17 protein-coding genes and 2 pseudogenes are annotated in these 17,957 nt (G+C 71.7%); 9 read left to right on the plus strand and 10 right to left on the minus strand.

Going from position 1 to position 17,957, the window contains the following annotated elements; genetic code table 11:
* The first annotated feature begins 28 nt into the window (after window positions 1-28).
* The 5 genes from IG02_RS0113180 to IG02_RS0113200 all read left to right on the plus strand — a co-directional run bounded on the left by IG02_RS0113180 (window position 29) and on the right by IG02_RS0113200 (window position 5,626).
* Window positions 29-1,288 carry an NAD(P)/FAD-dependent oxidoreductase gene (locus tag IG02_RS0113180; protein ID WP_030745867.1) on the plus strand — a complete coding sequence of 420 codons (1,260 nt, stop codon included), beginning with the start codon at window positions 29-31 and terminating at the stop codon, window positions 1,286-1,288.
* Window positions 1,289-1,493: 205 nt separating this feature from the next.
* Window positions 1,494-1,859: an Rv2175c family DNA-binding protein gene (locus IG02_RS0113185; RefSeq protein WP_030745870.1), complete on the plus strand. Its 366-nt coding sequence runs from the start codon at window positions 1,494-1,496 to the stop codon at window positions 1,857-1,859.
* 87 nt (window positions 1,860-1,946) lie between these two features.
* Window positions 1,947-2,648: a thiamine phosphate synthase gene (gene thiE / locus IG02_RS0113190; RefSeq protein WP_030745873.1), complete on the plus strand. Its 702-nt coding sequence runs from the start codon at window positions 1,947-1,949 to the stop codon at window positions 2,646-2,648.
* Between the two features lie 150 nt (window positions 2,649-2,798).
* Window positions 2,799-4,766, plus strand: a complete 1,968-nt coding sequence (gene pknB, locus IG02_RS0113195; protein ID WP_030745876.1) for a Stk1 family PASTA domain-containing Ser/Thr kinase — start codon at window positions 2,799-2,801, stop codon at window positions 4,764-4,766.
* A gap of 5 nt (window positions 4,767-4,771) precedes the next feature.
* Complete coding sequence (locus IG02_RS0113200) at window positions 4,772-5,626, plus strand: deoxyribonuclease IV (protein WP_030745879.1); 855 nt, start codon at window positions 4,772-4,774, stop codon at window positions 5,624-5,626.
* Between the two features lie 39 nt (window positions 5,627-5,665).
* Here IG02_RS0113200 and IG02_RS0113205 read toward each other — a convergent pair whose 3' ends face one another.
* Window positions 5,666-6,298 carry a sulfite oxidase-like oxidoreductase gene (locus IG02_RS0113205; RefSeq protein ID WP_030745883.1) on the minus strand — a complete coding sequence of 211 codons (633 nt, stop codon included), beginning with the start codon at window positions 6,296-6,298 and terminating at the stop codon, window positions 5,666-5,668.
* A 153-nt stretch (window positions 6,299-6,451) separates the two neighbouring features.
* Between IG02_RS0113205 and bfr the strand changes: the two genes are divergently transcribed.
* Window positions 6,452-6,931, plus strand: coding sequence for a bacterioferritin (gene bfr / locus IG02_RS0113210; RefSeq protein WP_030745885.1), 480 nt, complete (start codon window positions 6,452-6,454; stop codon window positions 6,929-6,931).
* 39 nt (window positions 6,932-6,970) lie between these two features.
* Here the strand turns inward: bfr and IG02_RS0113215 are convergent, their stop codons facing one another.
* The gene (locus tag IG02_RS0113215) at window positions 6,971-7,315 is read right to left on the minus strand and encodes a (2Fe-2S)-binding protein (protein ID WP_030745888.1); all 345 of its coding nucleotides are present in this window, start codon (window positions 7,313-7,315) and stop codon (window positions 6,971-6,973) included.
* A gap of 192 nt (window positions 7,316-7,507) precedes the next feature.
* Entirely contained in the window at window positions 7,508-8,860 is a 1,353-nt protein-coding gene (locus tag IG02_RS0113220; protein ID WP_030745891.1) for a class II 3-deoxy-7-phosphoheptulonate synthase, read from the minus strand.
* A 519-nt stretch (window positions 8,861-9,379) separates the two neighbouring features.
* Between IG02_RS0113220 and IG02_RS0113225 the strand changes: the two genes are divergently transcribed.
* Window positions 9,380-11,257, plus strand: a complete 1,878-nt coding sequence (locus IG02_RS0113225; RefSeq protein ID WP_030745894.1) for an anthranilate synthase family protein — start codon at window positions 9,380-9,382, stop codon at window positions 11,255-11,257.
* A 470-nt stretch (window positions 11,258-11,727) separates the two neighbouring features.
* Here IG02_RS0113225 and IG02_RS42140 read toward each other — a convergent pair.
* A pseudogene (locus tag IG02_RS42140) lies at window positions 11,728-12,063 on the minus strand (helix-turn-helix domain-containing protein); the annotation flags it as partial.
* Window positions 12,064-12,147: 84 nt separating this feature from the next.
* A complete protein-coding gene (locus IG02_RS0113235; protein WP_030745899.1) occupies window positions 12,148-12,765 on the minus strand; it encodes a TetR/AcrR family transcriptional regulator in 618 nt (205 codons plus the stop codon).
* Between the two features lie 122 nt (window positions 12,766-12,887).
* Between IG02_RS0113235 and IG02_RS0113240 the strand changes: the two genes are divergently transcribed.
* Both IG02_RS0113240 and IG02_RS0113245 read left to right on the plus strand, forming a co-directional pair.
* Complete coding sequence (locus IG02_RS0113240) at window positions 12,888-13,292, plus strand: Dabb family protein (RefSeq protein ID WP_030745901.1); 405 nt, start codon at window positions 12,888-12,890, stop codon at window positions 13,290-13,292.
* A gap of 28 nt (window positions 13,293-13,320) precedes the next feature.
* Window positions 13,321-14,223 (plus strand): SDR family oxidoreductase, encoded by a 903-nt coding sequence (locus IG02_RS0113245; RefSeq protein ID WP_030745902.1) that lies wholly within the window; start codon window positions 13,321-13,323, stop codon window positions 14,221-14,223.
* Between the two features lie 84 nt (window positions 14,224-14,307).
* Here IG02_RS0113245 and IG02_RS43865 read toward each other — a convergent pair.
* The 5 genes and pseudogenes from IG02_RS43865 to IG02_RS0113265 all read right to left on the minus strand — a co-directional run.
* Window positions 14,308-14,592, minus strand: a pseudogene (locus IG02_RS43865) (hypothetical protein); the annotation flags it as partial.
* Window positions 14,589-14,882: a hypothetical protein gene (locus IG02_RS42785; RefSeq protein ID WP_051764927.1), complete on the minus strand. Its 294-nt coding sequence runs from the start codon at window positions 14,880-14,882 to the stop codon at window positions 14,589-14,591. The gene IG02_RS42785 and the pseudogene IG02_RS43865, both read right to left, overlap by 4 nt.
* A 340-nt stretch (window positions 14,883-15,222) precedes the next feature.
* Entirely contained in the window at window positions 15,223-15,933 is a 711-nt protein-coding gene (locus IG02_RS0113255; protein ID WP_030745904.1) for a response regulator, read from the minus strand.
* Complete coding sequence (gene macS / locus IG02_RS0113260; protein ID WP_030745908.1) at window positions 15,930-17,120, minus strand: MacS family sensor histidine kinase; 1,191 nt, start codon at window positions 17,118-17,120, stop codon at window positions 15,930-15,932. Before macS ends, IG02_RS0113255 begins: the two co-directional genes overlap by 4 nt.
* Before the next feature lie 101 nt (window positions 17,121-17,221).
* The gene (locus tag IG02_RS0113265) at window positions 17,222-17,953 is read right to left on the minus strand and encodes a lysophospholipid acyltransferase family protein (RefSeq protein WP_234314726.1); all 732 of its coding nucleotides are present in this window, start codon (window positions 17,951-17,953) and stop codon (window positions 17,222-17,224) included.
* Window positions 17,954-17,957 lie beyond the last annotated feature (4 nt).

The raw sequence follows: 17,957 nt of genomic DNA on the forward strand, positions 1-17,957 counted from the left end.
TGACGTCAATTCTTGTGAGGTGGAACCGGTGAGCGAGCGGCCGGACCAGAGGGAACAGCCGGCACGGGCCGCGGCAGGCCGGCACGTGGTGGTCGTCGGCGCGGGCATGGCGGGCGTCCAGACCGCGGTGGCCCTGCGGGAACGGGGGTACGACGGCCGGATCACCCTGATCGGCGCCGAGCCGCACCCGCCGTACGACCGGCCACCGCTGTCCAAGGCGGTGCTGCTCGGTCAGACGGACAGCCCGGCTTTCGACGTCGACTTCGCGGCGCTCTCCGTGGAACTTCGGCTCGGGGTCGAGGTGACCGGCCTGCGCCCGGACACGCGCGAGATCGACACCGGCGCCGGGCCCGTCCCGTACGACGTGCTCGTCCTCGCCACCGGCGCCGAGCCGGTCCGGCTGCCCGGCACCGAGGGCGTGCCGGGCGTGTACACGCTCCGCACCCTGGACGACGCCGAGCAGCTGCGTCCCGTACTGGCGCGCCGGCGGGCGACCGTGATCGTCGGGGCCGGGTGGATCGGCGCGGAGTTCGCCACGGCGGCCCGCGCGGCCGGGTGTTCCGTGACGGTCGTCGAGGCGGCGGACGTGCCTTTTTCCGGCGCCCTGCCCCCGGAAGTCGCCGCCCCCATGGCCGAGTGGTACGCCGAGAGCGGCGCCGAACTGCTCACTCGGGCGCGCGTGGCGTCGGTCGAGCCGGGCGGTCCCGGCGAGCCCGGGACGGTCGCGCTCGCGGACGGCCGGCTGCTGCCCGCCGAAGCGGTGGTCGTGGGCATCGGCGCGCGCCCCGCGACGGGCTGGCTCGCGGGCTCGGGCATCGCGCTCGAACCGGACGGCTCGATCACGGCGGACGACCGGCTGCAGGCCTCGCTGCCCGGGGTGTACGCGGTGGGCGACTGCGCCTCGTTCCCATCGGCCCGCTACGGCGAACGGCTCCTCGTCCACCACTGGGACAACGCGCTCCAGGGACCGCGTACGGTCGCGGCCCAGGTGACCGGCGAGACGGAGCGGCGCTACGACCCGGTGCCGTACTTCTGGTCGGAGCAGTTCGGCCGGTTCGTGCAGTACGCGGGTCACCACGCGGCGGCCGACGCCCTGGTGTGGCGCGGCGACCCCGCGGAGGCCGCGTGGTCGGTGGTCTGGCTGCGGGACGGGGTGCTGGTGGCTCTGCTCGCCGTGGGCCGGCCCCGGGACCTGGCGCAGGGACGCAAGCTGATCGAGGCGGGGGCGCGGCTGGACCGGGAGCGGGCCGGGGACCCGGCCGTACCACTGCGCAAGGCGGCGCTCTGAGGCAGGCGCCCGCCCGGTGGCGGCTCGTGGAGCGGCCGGGTACAGGACGGCCGGGCACCTTGCGTCCAGGCACAGGGCGGCCGGGCACAGAGCGGCCGAGCACACAGAGCGGTTGCCTGCGGACCAAATCCGCTCATGTCGCACGACGCCCCCCTGCGGGGTGCCTTGAGTACCGTCTGTCAGTCACAGGTGGCAGGCTTGTCCTGTGACCGAGATTGACGCAAAGATCGATGCTCTCGTCCCCGCCTGGCTCCATCTGCCGGACATCGCGGACATGCTCGACGTCGAGGTGACGCGGGTGCGGCAGCTGGTGAAGGAAGGCCAGCTGATCGCGGTGCGCCGTGGTGAGAACAGGACCCTTCAGGTACCCGCCGCCTTCATCGACGGCAGCAAGGTCGTCAAGGGGCTCGCCGGGACCCTGACCCTGCTGAGGGACGACGGCTTCACCGACGAAGAGATGCTGGAGTGGCTCTTCACCCCCGACCCGAGTCTGCCGGGCACCCCCGCGCAGGCGCTCGGCGAGAATCGCGGCACGGAGGTGAAGCGCCGCGCCCAGGCGCTCGCCGTCTGAGGACCTCACCACCAGCGGTGCGCGGCGGGTCGGCATCACCACCCGCCGCGCGCCGCCGACCGCCGACACGAGGGGGGACGTTTTCCCATGCCCGCATCCGTATCCGAGGCGTCGACCGCGGCCGTACCGGGAGCGCGCACGGCCCGCGCGCCGCTCGCCGACGCCCGTCTCTACCTGTGCACGGACGCCCGTAAGCGCCAGGGTGACCTGCCCGAGTTCCTGGACGCCGTCCTGGCGTCCGGTGTGGACGTCGTGCAGCTCCGGGAGAAGGGCATGGAGGCCGCCGAGGAGCTGGAGCACCTGGAGGTCTTCGCGGACGCCTGCCGCCGCCACGGCCGGCTGCTCGCGGTGAACGACCGGGCGGACGTGGCGCACGCCTCCGGCGCCGGCGTGCTGCATCTGGGCCAGGGCGACCTGCCCGTTCCGGCCGCCCGCGCGATCCTCGGGGACGGACCGCTGATCGGCCGTTCCACGCACGCGGAGAGCGAGGCGGCCGCGGCCGCCGTCGAGCCGGGCGTGGACTACTTCTGCACGGGCCCCTGCTGGCCCACTCCGACCAAGCCCGGCCGCCACGCGCCCGGCCTCGGCCTGGTGCGGTACGCGGCGTCGCTGGCCACCGAGCGGCCCTGGTTCGCGATCGGCGGGATCGACGCGGACAACCTCGACGAGGTGCTGGACGCGGGCGCGCGCAGGATCGTGGTCGTACGGGCGATCACCGACGCCGAGGACCCGGCCGCGGCGACGGCGGCCCTGGCCGCGCGCGTACGGGAGCGGGCCGAGGCGGACTGAGCGGGCGGGGGGCGGTCGGACGCGCCCGCACACCGACCGCGGGCGGACCCGTCCGCCGACACCCGGCAAGACGCCCGGCGCGTCACAGCTCCGCCGCGGTACCGCTACCGCCCCGCCTCCCTGTCCGTCCCTGCTCGTAGACTCGGGCCCGTGGACACGACCCTTCAGGACCCCCTCGTCGGGCAGCTGCTCGACGGCCGTTATCGCGTCGACGCGCGCATCGCCGTCGGCGGTATGGCCACGGTCTACCGGGCCGTCGACACCCGGCTCGACCGTGAGCTGGCCCTCAAGGTGATGCATCCGAACCTGGCCACCGACGCCTCGTTCGTGGAGCGGTTCATCCGGGAGGCCAAGTCGGTGGCCCGGCTGGCGCACCCCAACGTGGTCGGGGTGTTCGACCAGGGCGCGGAGGGCGCGTACGTCTACCTCGCGATGGAGTACGTCGCGGGCTGCACGCTCCGTGACGTCCTGCGGGATCGCGGCGCGCTCCAGCCGCGCGCCGCGCTGGACATCCTGGAGCCCGTGCTCGCCGCGCTCGGCGCCGCGCACCGGGCCGGGTTCGTGCACCGGGACATGAAGCCGGAGAACGTGCTCATAGGGGACGACGGCCGGGTGAAGGTCGCCGACTTCGGGCTGGTCAGGGCGGTCGGCGACGTCACGAACACCACGGGCACCGTCCTCGGCACGGTCTCGTACCTCGCGCCGGAGCAGATCGAGTACGGCGAGTCCGACACCCGGGTCGACGTGTACGCCTGCGGGGTCGTCCTCCACGAGATGCTGACCGGCGCCAAGCCGCACGCGGGAGACACCCCCGCGCAGGTCCTCTACCGCCATCTGAACGAGGACGTCCCGCCGCCCTCGGCCGCCGTCCCGGGCCTCGCCCCGGAGCTGGACGAGCTGGTCGCGGCGGCCGCGGCCCGGGATCCCGGGGCCCGGCCGTACGACGCGGTCGCCCTGCTCGCGCTGGTCCGCCGGGCCCGTGCCGCGCTCGACGACGCCCAGCTGGACGCCGTACCGCCGCGGGCCCGGCCGGAGCCGGCGGACGGCGCGGAGGGAGCCGACGGGGCACGGGCCGGTACGGGCTCCGAGGGGCGTACGACCGTCATCCCGCGCATCCTGCCCGCCGAGGAGGTGCCGGAGGACACTCCCGTCAGCCACACCGCCCGGCTGGAGATGGAGCCCCCGGACGGTGCGGTCCCGCCGCCCCGCGGGCGTGGACCCGGCCGGCCGGGTCCACGCCGGGGCGTACTCGTGGCGGTCGCCGCGGTCCTGCTGGTCCTCGGCATCGGCACCGGTGTCTGGTACATCAACTCGGGCCAGTTCACCCGGGTCCCGTCCGTCCTCGGCAAGACCGAGGCGGCGGCGCGGGAACGGCTCTCCGACGAGGGCCTCGGCACGGAGGTCGCGAAGGACTTCAGCGACACCTACGAGCGCGGCACGGTCATGCGTACCGACCCCGAGCCCCGCACCAGGATCCGGGGGAACGGCACGGTGACGCTCGTGATCTCGCGCGGCCCCGAGACCGTCCAGGTCCCGGACCTGGCCGGCCTGGACCTGGCCGGGGCCGAGCAGGCCCTGAAGAAGGCCGGGCTCGCGCCGGGGCTGGTGACCCGGTCCTTCGACGAGAACGTCGCGCAGGGGGCCGTGATCCGCTCGGCCCCCGCCGCCGGGACGGTCGTACGGCCCGACTCCGGGGTCGCGCTCACGGTGAGCCGGGGCGCGCCCGTCGACGTGCCCGATGTGACCGGCGAGACGGCCGAAGACGCCACCGCCACGCTCCGGGAGGCGGGGCTGCGCGTCAAGATCGCGCGGGCCCGGGTCGAATCCCCCGAGGACGCCGGGTCCGTCGCCCGCCAGTCCCCCGCCGAGGGCGGCCGGCTCGCCCAGGGCGACACCGTCACCCTGACGCTCTCCAAGGGCCCGCGCATGGTCTCCGTACCGGACGTCACGGGACGGTCGATCGACGAGGCCACGAGCACGCTGGCAGCGGCGGGCTTCGAGGTCGAGGTCAAGCGCGGTTTCCCGTTCCTGAGCGACTCGGTGTCCGAGCAGTCCGTCCGGGGCGGCGAGCGGGCCCCCGAAGGCAGCACGATCACACTCAGGACCAAGGGGCTCTAGGACCGATGCGCAACCCTGTCGGAAGCCATGTACCGGTGGCCGGCGGCCTGGCCAGGACGGGCCTGGCGTACGCCCGTGACCTGGGCGCGGAGACCGTCCAGGTCTTCGTCGCCAATCCGCGCGGCTGGGCCACGCCCACCGGGAACCCGGCGGAGGACGAGCGGTTCCGCGCGGAGTGCGCGGCCGGCGGGATCACGGCGTACGTCCATGCCCCCTACCTGATCAACTTCGGCTCGCACACCGAGGCGACCGCCGAGAAGTCGGTGGATTCGCTGCGGCACAGCCTGCGCCGGGGGCGGGAGATCGGCGCGCTGGGCGTGGTGGTGCACACCGGTTCGGCGACCGGCGGCCGGCCCCGCGAGGTGGCCCTCGCCCAGGTACGGGAGCGGATGCTGCCGCTCCTGGACGAGCTCACCCACGACGACGACCCCTTCCTGCTGTTGGAGTCGACGGCCGGGCAGGGCTTCTCGCTCTGCTCTCGGACCTGGGACTTCGGCCCCTACTTCGAGGCGCTGGACGCCCACCCGAAGCTGGGCGTCTGCCTGGACACCTGCCATGTCTTCGCGGCCGGGCACGACCTCACCGGGCCGCACGGGACGGGCCGGACCCTCGATCAACTGGTGGAGACGGTCGGGGCGGGCAGGCTGAAGCTGATCCACGCCAATGACTCGAAGGACGTGGCGGGCGCCTTCAAGGACCGGCACGAGAACATCGGCGCGGGCCGGATCGGCGAGGAGCCGTTCCGTGCGCTGTTCACGCACCCGGCGACCGAGAACGTCCCGCTGGTGATCGAGACCCCGGGCGGCAAGGCGGGGCACGCGGCGGACGTGGAACGGCTGAAGAAGCTGCGCGACGGCTGACGCGTGCCGCGCGACGGGACGCGCCGACGAGGGACCCGCTTACAGCTCCGGCCCGTCCCCCGGCCGTTCCTGGTAGGTGTAGCGCTGCTCGGCCCAGGGATCGCCGATGTTGTGGTAGCCGCGCTCCTCCCAGAAGCCCCGCCGGTCCGCGGTCATGTACTCGACCCCGCGCACCCATTTGGGCCCCTTCCAGGCGTACAGCGCCGGAACGACGAGCCGGAGCGGAAAGCCGTGCTCCGCGGTGAGCGGTTCGCCGTCCTTGTGGGTCGCGAAGATCGTACGGCCCGAGAGGAAGTCGGACATCCGGAGATTGGAACTGAAGCCGTACTCGGCCCACACCATGACGTGCGTGGCCTCGGGCGCGGGCGGCGCCAATTCCGCGACCGTACGGGCGGGAACACCGCCCCATTCGGCCCCCACCATGCTGTACTTCGTCACACAGTGGAGATCGGCGACAACGGTGGAGAAAGGGAGCGCCGAGAACTCCTCGTGGTTCCAGCGGTGTTTGTCCCCGTCGGCCGTGGCACCGAAGACCCGGAATTCCCAGCGCTCCGGCCGGAACTTCGGTACGGGCCCGTAATGCGTGACCGGCCAGCCGCGCTGCAGCCGCTGTCCCGGTGGTAGCTCCGGACGTTCCGGCTGACGATTCTCCCGGCTCTCCGGCTGACCCATGCCTTACATGGTGACAGACCGGGAGGGGTGGTCACGACCAGGTCAGCACCAATACGGCCAACTCATACTAAGCATGCACTTACTGGACGACATCCGGTCACGGTGCGAAGATGCGCGCATCCCGCCCGTCACCCGTGGAAGGAGCCGTGCGCGATGCAGGGCGATCCCGAGGTCATCGAATTTCTCAACGAGCAGCTGACCGGCGAACTCACCGCGATCAATCAGTACTTCCTGCACGCCAAAATGCAGGAGAATTTCGGCTGGACGAAGCTGGCCGCGTACACCCGGTCCGAGTCGTTCGACGAGATGAGGCACGCCGAGACGCTCACCGACCGGATTCTCTTCCTGGAAGCGCTGCCGAACTACCAGCGCCTCTTCCACGTGCGCGTCGGCCAGACGGTCACCGAGATGTTCCGGGCGGACCGGCAGGTCGAGGTGGAGGCGATCGACCGCCTCAAGCGCGGTATCGATGTCATGCGCTCCAAGGGCGACCACACGTCCAAGCGCATCTTCGAGGCGATCCTCGCGGACGAGGAACACCACATCGACTACCTCGACACCCAGCTCGAGCTGGTGGAGAAGCTCGGGGAGCCGCTGTACATCGCGCAGGTCATCAAGCAGCCGGACAGCTGACCCACCGACCCGGCCGCGGGCGGAGCGGCACCGCGCCCGTCAGGCCGCCTCGGCCGGACCCGGCCGTCCGTACGCGGCCGCCGTGAACGCGGGGTCGCTGAACGCGGACTCGGCGAACGCGGGTTCCGGGGAGCCGTCGGGCAGGGCGACGGAAGCGGCCGGCGGGACGGGCTCGGCCGACGACGGGAGCGCCGCGGCCCGGTCGAGCAGTTCCCGGCTCGGGCAGCCGCCGCGGCCGAGGATCGACTGGATGCGGCGTACGCACGATCCGCAGTCGGTGCCCGCCTTGCTGGCGGAGGCTATCCGGCGGGGGGTGCAGGCACCGGCCGCCGCGTGTTCCCTCACCTGCGCCTCGGTGATGCCGAAGCACGAGCAGACGTACACGCGCACCACCTCCCTGCGGGCTCGGTCGTTCGGCCGGGTCAGCCACCCCGGAACCCGGTGAGGCCAACCTAACCTTACCTGCCGCCCCGGTGGCACGAAAGCCGGGTAAGCGCCGATGGGGCACGGATCACATGGTTTCCCATGGATCCGTGCCCCGTCGTCATGGTTCGCCCGGCCCGTACCGGGCCGTGCTCACTGGTCCCGGTACATCTCCGCGACCAGGAACGCGAGGTCCAGCGACTGGCTGCGGTTCAGCCGGGGGTCGCAGGCCGTCTCGTAGCGCTGGTGCAGATCGTCCACGAAGATCTCGTCGCCGCCGCCCACGCACTCGGTGACGTCGTCACCGGTCAGCTCGACGTGGATGCCGCCCGGGTGCGTGCCGAGGGCCTTGTGGACCTCGAAGAAGCCCTTGACCTCGTCCAGGACGTCGTCGAACCGGCGGGTCTTGTGACCCGAGGCCGCCTCGAAGGTGTTGCCGTGCATCGGGTCGGTCACCCAGGCCACCGTGGCGCCGGAGGCCGTGACCTTCTCGACCAGCTCGGGGAGCTTGTCCCTGACCTTGTCGGCGCCCATCCGGACGATGAACGTCAGCCGGCCCGGCTCGCGCTCGGGGTCGAGGCGGTCGATGTACGTCAGCGCCTCGTCGACCGTCGTCGTCGGGCCGAGCTTGATGCCGATCGGGTTGTTGATCTTCGAGGCGAACTCGATGTGCGCCCCGTCCAGCTGGCGGGTGCGCTCGCCGATCCACACCATGTGGCCCGAGACGTCGTACAGCCCGCCGGTGCGGGAGTCGACCCGGGTCAGGGCGGACTCGTAGTCGAGCAGCAGCGCCTCGTGGGAGGCGAAGAACTCGACCGTGCGGAACTCCGCCGGGTCGGTGCCCGCCGCCTTCATGAAGTTCAGCGCGTTGTCGATCTCGCGGGCGAGCTGCTCGTAGCGCTGGCCCGAGGGCGAGGACTTCACGAAGTCCTGGTTCCAGGCGTGCACCTGGCGCAGGTCGGCGTAGCCGCCGGTGGTGAAGGCCCGGACGAGGTTGAGGGTCGCGGCGGACGCGTGGTACATCCGCTTCAGCCGCTCCGGGTCCGGGACACGCGCTTGCTCGTTGAACTCGAAACCGTTGACCGAGTCGCCCCGGTAGGTCGGCAACGTCACGCCGTCGCGGGTCTCGGTGCTCTTGGAGCGCGGCTTCGAGTACTGCCCGGCGATCCGGCCGACCTTCACCACCGGCACGGCCGCGGCGTAGGTGAGCACGGCGCCCATCTGGAGGAGCGTCTTCAGCTTGTTGCGGATCTGGTCGGCGGAGACCGCGTCGAAGGCCTCGGCGCAGTCTCCGCCCTGGAGCAGGAACGCCTCGCCGCGGGCCACCGCGCCCATCCGGGCGCGGAGCTGGTCGCACTCGCCCGCGAAGACGAGCGGCGGATAGCTCTCCAGCTCGGTGACGACCTCGCGCAGGGCTGTCCGGTCGGGATACTCCGGCTGCTGAGCAGCGGGCAGACCTTGCCATGACGGCACGTGGGTGGCGGGGTTCTCAGCGTTCACTGTCACGCGTCCAGACTACGAGGTCGGCGTCCGTGGCCCTGGCACGGCTCACAGTGTGGAACGTACACGCTCGAAATGGTGCGGGACACGGCTTTCTCCACGTGTGCGCTCACGTTCCCCTGCTCGCCGGACAACCGCCCGGTGCCCGGGCCGCCCCCGCCCCGTGCCGGAGCGCGTCTCATGCCTCCGCCCACCCGTCCGCCAAGGACGCCGCGCACCGGCCGTATGCGCTAAGGTGCCGGTCATGTTCGCGCATTCGCACCAGACCTGGTGGTGGCCCGCTCGTCCGGCGGCCCACTGATCATCGCGCGCACAGGCATCGCGAAGGCCGCCCGAGGGGCGGCCTTCAGTGTTTCCCGGGTCGGATGCCGACCGGAGAAGCGGGCCGTTCCTCCCCCGGCGTTCAGGACTCCGGAAGGAACACCGCACGTGACCACGCACACCGAGAACACCGCGACCGGCACCGCCGCCGACGCCGCCACCGCCGACGCCGCCACCGACGCCGTCCCAGGCACCGCCGCGCTCATCGGCCGGCTGCTGGCCGACGACTGTCCGCCCTTCGCCCTGCTGCGCCGCCGTACGCCCGGCCGGGACCACGACACCGTCGAGCTCCTCCTCGGCCCCGTCCACGAGGCGGACCGCCTCGCCGACCTGCCCTCCGGTGACCGCACCGCGCTCGCGCTGGTGCCCTTCCGGCAGATCCGGGAGCGCGGCTTCGAGGTGCGGGACGACGGTACGCCGCTGGCCGTCCTGGTGGCCGACGAGACGTACGACCTGCCGCTCGACGACGTCCTCGACGCGCTGCCCCGGCACGACGTACGGGTCGAGGACGGCGGCTTCGACATCGACGACGCGCGGTACGCGGAGACGGTACGGCGGGTGATCGACGAGGAGATCGGCCGGGGCGAAGGAGCGAACTTCGTCGTACGCCGGACCTTCGAGGGGCGCGTCCCCGGCTACGGCAGGGCCGACGCGCTGGCCTTCTTCCGGCGGCTGCTGACGGGCGAGCGCGGCGCCTACTGGACCTTCGTCGTCCACACCGGCGAGCGGACCCTCCTCGGGGCCAGTCCGGAGGTCCACGTCCGGATGAGCGGCGGAACCGTCGTGATGAACCCGATCAGCGGCACCTTCCGCTACCCGCCGGGGGGACCGACACCGGAGGCGCTGCTGGAGTTCCTGGGCGACCGCAAGGAGACCGAGGAGCTCTCCATGGTCGTGGACGAGGAGCTGAAGATGATGTGCACCGTCGGCGACCGGGGCGGGGTGGTGATCGGTCCCCGGCTCAAGGAGATGGCCCACCTCGCGCACACGGAGTACGAGCTGCGGGGCCGGTCCTCGCTCGACGTGCGGGAGGTGCTGAGGGAGACGATGTTCGCGGCGACGGTGACGGGGTCGCCGGTGCAGAACGCGTGCCGGGTCATCGAGCGCCACGAGCCGGACGGGCGGGGGTACTACGGCGGCGCGCTCGCGCTCATCGGACGGGACGCGGGCGGCACACAGACCCTCGACTCCCCGATCCTGATCCGTACCGCCGACATCGATCGCGACGGCGGGTTGCGGGTGCCGGTCGGGGCGACGCTCGTACGTCACTCCCGGCCGGAGAGCGAGGTCGCGGAGACCCACGCCAAGGCGGCGGGGGTGCTGGCGGCCCTGGGAGTACGCCCCGGCCGCCCGAGCGCCGAGTCCGGCCGCCCGCGACTGGCCGACGACCCGCGGGTACGGGCCGCCCTCGACGCCCGCCGCGCGGACCTCGCCCCGTTCTGGCTGAAGATGCGCACGGAACCCGTCGCGCCGGCCGGCCACGCCCTGGTGATCGACGGGGAGGACACGTTCACCTCCATGCTGGCGTATCTGCTGCGGTCCTCCGGCCTGGAGGTGACGGTACGCCGCTACGACGCCCCGGGGCTGCGCGAGGCCGCGCTCGGTCACGGCGGACCGGTGATCCTGGGCCCCGGCCCCGGCGACCCGAGGGACACCGCCTCCCCGAAGATGCGGTCGCTGCGCGCGCTGACGAAGGACCTCCTCGGGGCCGCGGACCGGCGGGAACACGGCGTGCTCGGCGTCTGCCTCGGCCATGAGCTGATCGCGGCGGAACTGGGCCTGGAACTCGTCCGCAAGCGGGTCCCGCACCAGGGCGCGCAGACGCGGATCGACCTGTTCGGGCGGGCGGAGACGGTCGGCTTCTACAACAGCTTCACCGCGCGCTGCGACGAGCCGGCGGCCCGTGCGCTGGTCGCCCGGGGCGTGGAGGTGAGCCGCGATCCGGAGAGCGGGGAGCTGCACGCGCTGCGGGGCGCGGGCTTCGCGTCGGTGCAGTTCCATCCGGAGTCGGTGCTGACGGTGGGGGGCTGGGCGATCGTGGACGAGCTGTTGCGGGTGTGCCGCGGGGGGCTTGTGCGGTAGTCGCCTCCGGCGGGGGTGCGGGGTCCGCTGGCGCGGTGCGGGTGCGGGTGCCGCTGCGCGGTGCGGGTGCGGGGTGCACGGCGGGTGCCGGGGGCCGGGGCCTAGGTCCTGTCCGGTCGATCTTCGTGGATCAGCCCGCGGCGTCTGGTGCGTGCGATCGCGAGGCGGAGGATCGTCCTCGTACTGGACGTACTTGGACGACTCCGACAACGCGGCGAGCGTGCGTGCCAGGCGTCGCGGGCCCGCGAAGATCGACCGGACAGGGCCTAGCGGAGGTGCGTGTCCGGACGGCACGCTGTGCTTTCTGGGGGCACCCCCAGGCCAATGCGGTTGCTTTACGCCCGTGGGTCCTCTCTGAAGTTGTCCAAGGGCCACAGGACTCAATGGAACCGCGCTTGGCGCTGAGATTGATCACGGTCGGGCGGCGGGGCAACCCTCGCGCCGGGTGCTCCCGGCCGGGCTTCGCACGCAGAGAACGGCGGGCCGTGCTCGACCGGCCCGGACTTGGCGACCTTCTTGATCTCCCGACGCTCAGGGAGGGTGAAGGTCTTCGGCCGGCCGCCCTTGTACCTGGGGTAGAGCGAGTCGAAGGCGTCCGCGTCGAAGTTGTGGATCACGTCCCGGACCCGGTCCGCGCTGGTGAACGTCACCTCGGCGATCTTCGCTACGGGCATGCCCTGAGCGGACAGCAGCACCATCTGCGCTCGTCGCCAGGTCACTACCGACCCCGAGCCTCTACGGATGATCCGCAACAGGCGTTTGCCCTCGTCGTCATCAATCTCCCGGACCTGCACACGTTCAGCCACGTGACCAATTCTGGCCGTCCGATGCCGCCCGGTGCAGCAAACGGGCGACACGTCACAACGGGGCAAACCTTGCCGGGAGGGGCACTAGCTGCTCGCCGGTCGACCGTTCGCCGGCGTCTCAGTTCGCCAGCCGAGGAGGATCGCGCGAAGCGCCTGTTCGGCGAGGTAGCGGGCGCGATCGTTGCCGACGCTGCCGAGGTAACTGAGCGACGCGATGCCGTACAGCGTGCCCCAGAGGATCTCACAAGCCTGGTCGAAATCGGCCAGGACCACGTCGTGCGCAGCCGACCAGGTGGTGAGCAGCTCCTTGAGGACGTCGATGACCGGTTCCGCGACGCGTCGGCGTTCGTCCGCGTCGACCATCGGGTCGTTCATGACCTGGAAGAGGTGGGGGTGCTCGCCGGCGAACCGGACGTACTGCGACGCAATGCGCATCGTGCGCCGGTCCGTATCGGGCTCCTGCGCGGCTCGGCGGAACTCGCTCAGCATCAGGCGGTGACCGTGCGCGACCAGCTCCAGTACGAGCGCGTCCTTGTTGGCGAAGTGCTGGTAGACGACGGGCGCGGAATATTCGACGTCGGTGGCGATGCGCCGGATCGTCAGGGCCGCGACGCCCTCGGTCTCGAGAACGCGCAGCGCGGCCTCGATGATCCGCTCCCGGGTGTTCGCCCGTTCGCGGGCCCGTCTCGTGCTGGTCGACATGGTCCGTCACTTCGCTTCGATGGTGTCCTCGAACACTAGTCACCGCCTTGACCGCGCCGACGACGCGCGTCATAGTTAACGCCGTTAGGAAATCTAACGACGTTAGGAACGGGTAGTAAGTCATGATTTACCACATCAACAGAGTCACGATGAAGGCCACTGCGACGCCTGAGCAGATCGAGGGGGTGCTGGAGAGCTGGCGCAATCAGGGCCGGTCGAACCCCGCCGTCAAGTCCTTCGTCGTCGGCCGCGACCACGGCGGCGACTACACGTACGGCGCGGTGTTCGTCGTCGAACATCTCGTCGGGCTCTTCGACTACCTGACGCACCCGACCACCTACCGGACCGACCACCTCGGACTGCACCTGGTCGAACGGCTGGAGATCTTCGACGTCAGTGACGACGACGACCCTGACCTGAATGCCAAGATCCAGGAACTGCACCGGCGCCGCAACGAGCTCAACCCGCAGATCGCCGGCATGCTCGCCGACGTGCCCACCTATACCGGCTCCGGCGTGGACGACTGACCGATACCCCGGAGAAGGAGAAACCGTCATGGCCAAGCACGTCATCATCGGTGCCGGTTCCATCGGTACCAACGTCGCTCGTCTGCTCGCCGAGCGCGGCGAGAGCGTCCGGATCGTCACCCGCAGCGGCTCCGGCCCCGCGCACCCGCTGGTCGACCGGGTCGCCGCGGACGCGTCCGACCCGTCCCGCCTGACCGAGCTGTCCCGCGGCGCGGAAGTGATCTACCACTGCGCCAATCCACCCTCATACACGGTGTGGGAGCGCCTGTTGCCGCCCCTGCAGACGGCGGCCATCACCGCCGCCAAGGCGAACGACGCCGTCCTCGCGCTGACCGGCAGCCTTTACGCCTACGGTCCTCAGCCCGGTGGCCGGATGAACGAACACACCCCCATGGCCGCCACCGGGCACAAGGGGCGCCTGCGCAGACGCATGTGGGAACAGGCCCTCACCGGAGGGATCCGCACCGTCGAGGTCCGCGGCTCCGACTACATCGGCAAGGACGCCAACGGCATCTACTCCCTGCTCATCAAGTCGGCCCTGCAGAAGGGAAAAGCGGCCTGGATCACCGGCCACCTGGACATGCCGCACACCTTCACCTTCAACGGCGACATGGCACAGGCCCTCATCACGCTGGCCTCGGAAGAACGCGCGTGGGGCCGACCCTGGCACGTGCCGTCCGCGCCGGCCGTCACCATTCGCGAGCTGGCGCGGCGCTACGCCGTCGCGGCAGGCCGGCCACCGGTCAAACTGATCCAGATACCGCGCTCCGTGACGCGTACGGCCGGGCTGATCGTGCCGATCGCCCGCGAGATGGCCGAGATGGACTACCAGTGGTACGCGCCGTTCCACATGGACGCGACGGAGACCGCCGAGACCTTCGGCCTGACCGCCACCGACCTCGACACCGCCGTCCGCAACGAGGTCAGCTGAACTCCCACCGCCACACCGGTTCTCGTCGAAGGCCGGCTCGAACTCCCAGCGTTCCCGGTAGAGCGCGACCAGCTCGGCCGCTGGGTACTGCTCGGGATCCAGCGGTGTCGTGCCGAGGAAGGCGACCTTGTCGTCCTTCGTGAAGGTGATGACGCGGTAGATCGTGTGCTTGGGCAGGGTCCGGCCTTCCCGTGCGGCTCGGAGCCGGACGTCCCTGCCCGGACGCGCCATCGACAAGTACGAGCCGTCGGAAAGCTCCTCCTGGAGGATGCCGAGGTGGTTGGACTGGAGCCTCACCAGCAGGTCCGCGCCCGCCGCGGAGAAGGCGTGCGCAAACTCGACCGACCAGAAGCCGCGGTCGGCGATCACCGGGTCCCCGGGACCGGTGGAGCCAGCCAGCGGGTGGGCGGGGTGCGTTCGCCGTCGCGGTAGCCGCCGAGGCGGGCATCGAGCACTCCGTGTGTCCCTATTTCGGCGAGAACCACGGCCCTCACCTGCGGGAATCCGAAGGGGAGGCCGCCCGTGGCAGAGGGGCCGTCGAAGGTGTCGCCGTTGCTCACGGAGTCGGGAAGGTCGAACTGGGTGCCGTCCAGAGCAAGCAGGCGTAGCCCGCGCCACCATGCTCCGGGCGTGTCCGGGGTGGCGAGTGGACCGGCCACCTCCCCGAACAGGGCTCCAGCACGTCCTCGCCGAGCCGGGACCGCGCTCGGCACAGCGAGGACCTGTTCACCCTGGCCAGGACCCGGCTTCCCGGTATACCGCGGGTCAGCACGCGCAGTACTTCCTCGTACACCTCGGTTGGTGACGGGTGCTGAAGGGGGCCGTGGCGCGGCGTACGGGGGCTATGGGTGTCCCCCAGGAAACACGGCATGCAGTCCCGGACGCGAGCCCCGGAACGGCCCCCGGCGACAACCCGCACACAACCACCGCCCCGCACCACACACCCCCGAACCGGGCCGCAGGCCCCCCGTCCCGTCCGACGGCCCCCGCCGGGAGGCGTCACGCGTCGTCCAGGCCCCGCTCGATCGCGTACCGCACCAGCTCCACCCTGTTGTGCAGGTGCAGTTTGCCCAGCGTGTTCTGCACGTGGTTCTGCACCGTGCGGTGCGAGATGACCAGACGTTCGGCGATCTGCTTGTACGACAGCCCCTTGGCGACCAGCCGCAGCACCTCGGTCTCGCGATCGGTCAGCCGGGGCGCGGAGGGCTCGTCCGGGGCGGTCGGGGCGGGTTCCGAGGCCAGTCGGCGGTACTCGCCGAGGACCAGGCCCGCGAGGCCCGGGGTGAAGACCGCGTCGCCGACGGCCGTCCGGCGCACCGCGTCGATCAGTTCCGCCGTGCTGGCCGACTTGACGAGATAGCCGGTGGCGCCCGACTTCACCGCTTCCAGGACGTCCGCGTGCTCGCCGCTCGCGGAGAGCACGAGCACGCGCAGCCCGGGCAGCGTGCCGACCAGTTCCTTGCAGACCTCGACACCGGGCATCCCGGGGAGGTTGAGGTCCAGGACGAGCACCTGCGGGCCGGTGGCCTTCGCCCGCCGCACCGCCTGCGGGCCGTCCCCGGCGGTCGCGACCACCTCGCAGCCCGCGGCGTCCAGGTCGCGTGCGACGGCGTCCCGCCACATGGGGTGGTCGTCGACCACCATGACCCTGATCGCCGGTCCGGTGGCCGCCTCCGGCGCCTGCGTGCTCGTCGTGCCCGGCTGGTTCATCGTTCCGCCTTCCCCCGTTCCTTCGGGACCTTCAGCTCGACTTCCGTCCCCTGCCCCGGCACCGAGATCAGCTCGGCGGTCCCGCCGAGGTCCCGCAGCCGGCCGCGGATCGAGAGGGCGACGCCCATCCGTCCCTCCCCCTCCGCCTGGGCGAGCCGGCCCTCCGGGATGCCGGGGCCGTCGTCCCTGACGGTCACGATCACCTCGTCCGGCCAGTCCTCGACCAGGATCCAGGCGCGGGCGTCGGTACCCGCGTGTCTGTCCACATTGTCCAGGGCGGCACCGACAGCGGCCGCCAGTTCCCCGGCCGCCGACGGTTCCAGCAGGACCGGGGTGCCGGGTTCGGCGTAGCTGACCCGGGCGCCGGCGTACGGCGCGAGCAGCGTGCGCAGGTCGCACGGGCCCGACCTGGCCGTATCTCCGGGCCCGGCGCCGTCCTCGGGCTCGGCGGCGGGGGTGGCGCGGTCGGCCGCGGTCCGCGCCGCGGGGACCGGCCCGCCCGAGACCAGGGTCCGCAGCGCGACCTCCTGCTCCCCCGCCATCCGGCCCAGCTCGGCGGCCTCGCCGCCCAGCGCCGTGCCGCGCCGCTGCACCATCGCCAGCACCTGGAGCACGCTGTCGTGGATGTCGCGCGCCAGCCGCTCCCGTTCCCGGGTCGCCGCCTCGATCTCCAGGGCGCGCGCCAGGGTGCGCTCGGAGGCGCGGGCGACCTCGACCACGTATCCGATGGCGATCGAGGCGACCCACACCAGGAGGACGTTGTGGAGGGTGTCCCAGCTGGGGTGGGCCCGCTCGACGAGGTTGGCGGCGGCGACGAACGACGACGCGACGGCGGCCCAGCGCCAGCCGCCCTTGAGCGCGAAGGCGAGCACCGAGCCCGCGGTCCATATCGACGGCAGGGTGGGCCCGTCGATCTCCTGGGCGTGCGCGTCGGCCAGCGGCGTGAGCAGGATGCCGGTGAGGGCGACGATCAGGTCGGCGACGAGGAACCGCTTGGTACAGCTGACCGCGTTCGCCACCCGGGGGAGGGTGGCGAGGGTCCAGACGGCCAGGAAGGAGAGGAAGCAGGCCGCGACCCACGGGCGCTCGAACTTCTCGCGCTCGAAGACGAAGAGCAGCACCGCGTAGACCATGGTCAGCGGGCGGTAGGCGCGCAGCGCCTGCCACAACGGCTGCTCGACCGACATGGATCCCCCCTGTGTGAGGCTCGGTTCGCCTCCGGGGGCGCTTCAGCCCCCTTCGGCTCACTCGCCGGCGGACGGGGCACCCCGAACGCCCGGCTCGGCCCCTACTTCTCCGCGGGCCCCGTCGGTCCCGTGGTCCCCGATGCCTTCTGCTCTTCCGCGAGTTGCCGTTTGGCCGCGGTCGCGTAGACGTCGACGTACTCCTGACCGGACAGCTTCATGATCTCGTACATGACCTCGTCGGTCAGCGAGCGGAGGATGAACCGGTCCCCCTCCATGCCCTGGTAACGGCTGAAGTCCAGCGGCTTGCCGATCCTGATGCCCGGTCGCATCAGCTTGGGCACCACCTTGCCGGGCGGCTGGATCTTCTCCGTGTCGATCATGGCGACCGGGATGACGGGTGCCCCGGTGGCGAGGCAGACGCGGGCCAGGCCGCCCGGCTTGCCGCGGTAGAGGCGGCCGTCGGGCGAGCGCGTGCCCTCCGGGTAGATACCGAAGAGCTCGCCCCGCTCCAGGACCTTTATCCCGCTCTGGATGGCCGCCTCGCCCGCGCCGCGCGCGCCCGAACGGTCCACCGGAAGCTGGCCCACGCCCTTGAAGAAGGCCGCGGTGAGCCTGCCCTTCACGCCGGGCGAGGTGAAGTACTCGGCCTTGGCGATGAAGGTGACCTTGCGGTCGAGTACGGCCGGGAGGAAGAACGAGTCCGAGAAGGAGAGGTGGTTGCTCGCGAGGATCGCCGGCCCCTCGGCGGGAACGTTCTCGATGCCCTCCACCCAGGGCCTGAAGGCAAGCTTCAGCGGCCCTCCGATCGAGAACTTCATTGCGCCGTAGATCAACTCG

The sequence above is a fragment of the Streptomyces sp. NRRL F-5135 genome, assembly GCF_000719775.1.
GTDB classification, from domain to species: domain Bacteria; phylum Actinomycetota; class Actinomycetes; order Streptomycetales; family Streptomycetaceae; genus Streptomyces; species Streptomyces hebeiensis.

Excerpts from the sequence above, each read along its gene's own strand:
- IG02_RS0113255 (WP_030745904.1), bottom strand. The coding sequence starts at position 15,933 with ATGAACCAGCCGGGCACGACGAGCACGCAGGCGCCGGAGGCGGCCACC.
- IG02_RS0113240 (WP_030745901.1), top strand. The coding sequence starts at position 12,888 with ATGATTTACCACATCAACAGAGTCACGATGAAGGCCACTGCGACGCCT.
- macS (WP_030745908.1), bottom strand. The coding sequence starts at position 17,120 with ATGTCGGTCGAGCAGCCGTTGTGGCAGGCGCTGCGCGCCTACCGCCCG.
- IG02_RS0113200 (WP_030745879.1), top strand. The coding sequence starts at position 4,772 with ATGCGCAACCCTGTCGGAAGCCATGTACCGGTGGCCGGCGGCCTGGCC.
- bfr (WP_030745885.1), top strand. The coding sequence starts at position 6,452 with ATGCAGGGCGATCCCGAGGTCATCGAATTTCTCAACGAGCAGCTGACC.
- IG02_RS0113205 (WP_030745883.1), bottom strand. The coding sequence starts at position 6,298 with ATGGGTCAGCCGGAGAGCCGGGAGAATCGTCAGCCGGAACGTCCGGAG.
- IG02_RS0113245 (WP_030745902.1), top strand. The coding sequence starts at position 13,321 with ATGGCCAAGCACGTCATCATCGGTGCCGGTTCCATCGGTACCAACGTC.
- thiE (WP_030745873.1), top strand. The coding sequence starts at position 1,947 with ATGCCCGCATCCGTATCCGAGGCGTCGACCGCGGCCGTACCGGGAGCG.
- IG02_RS0113235 (WP_030745899.1), bottom strand. The coding sequence starts at position 12,765 with ATGTCGACCAGCACGAGACGGGCCCGCGAACGGGCGAACACCCGGGAG.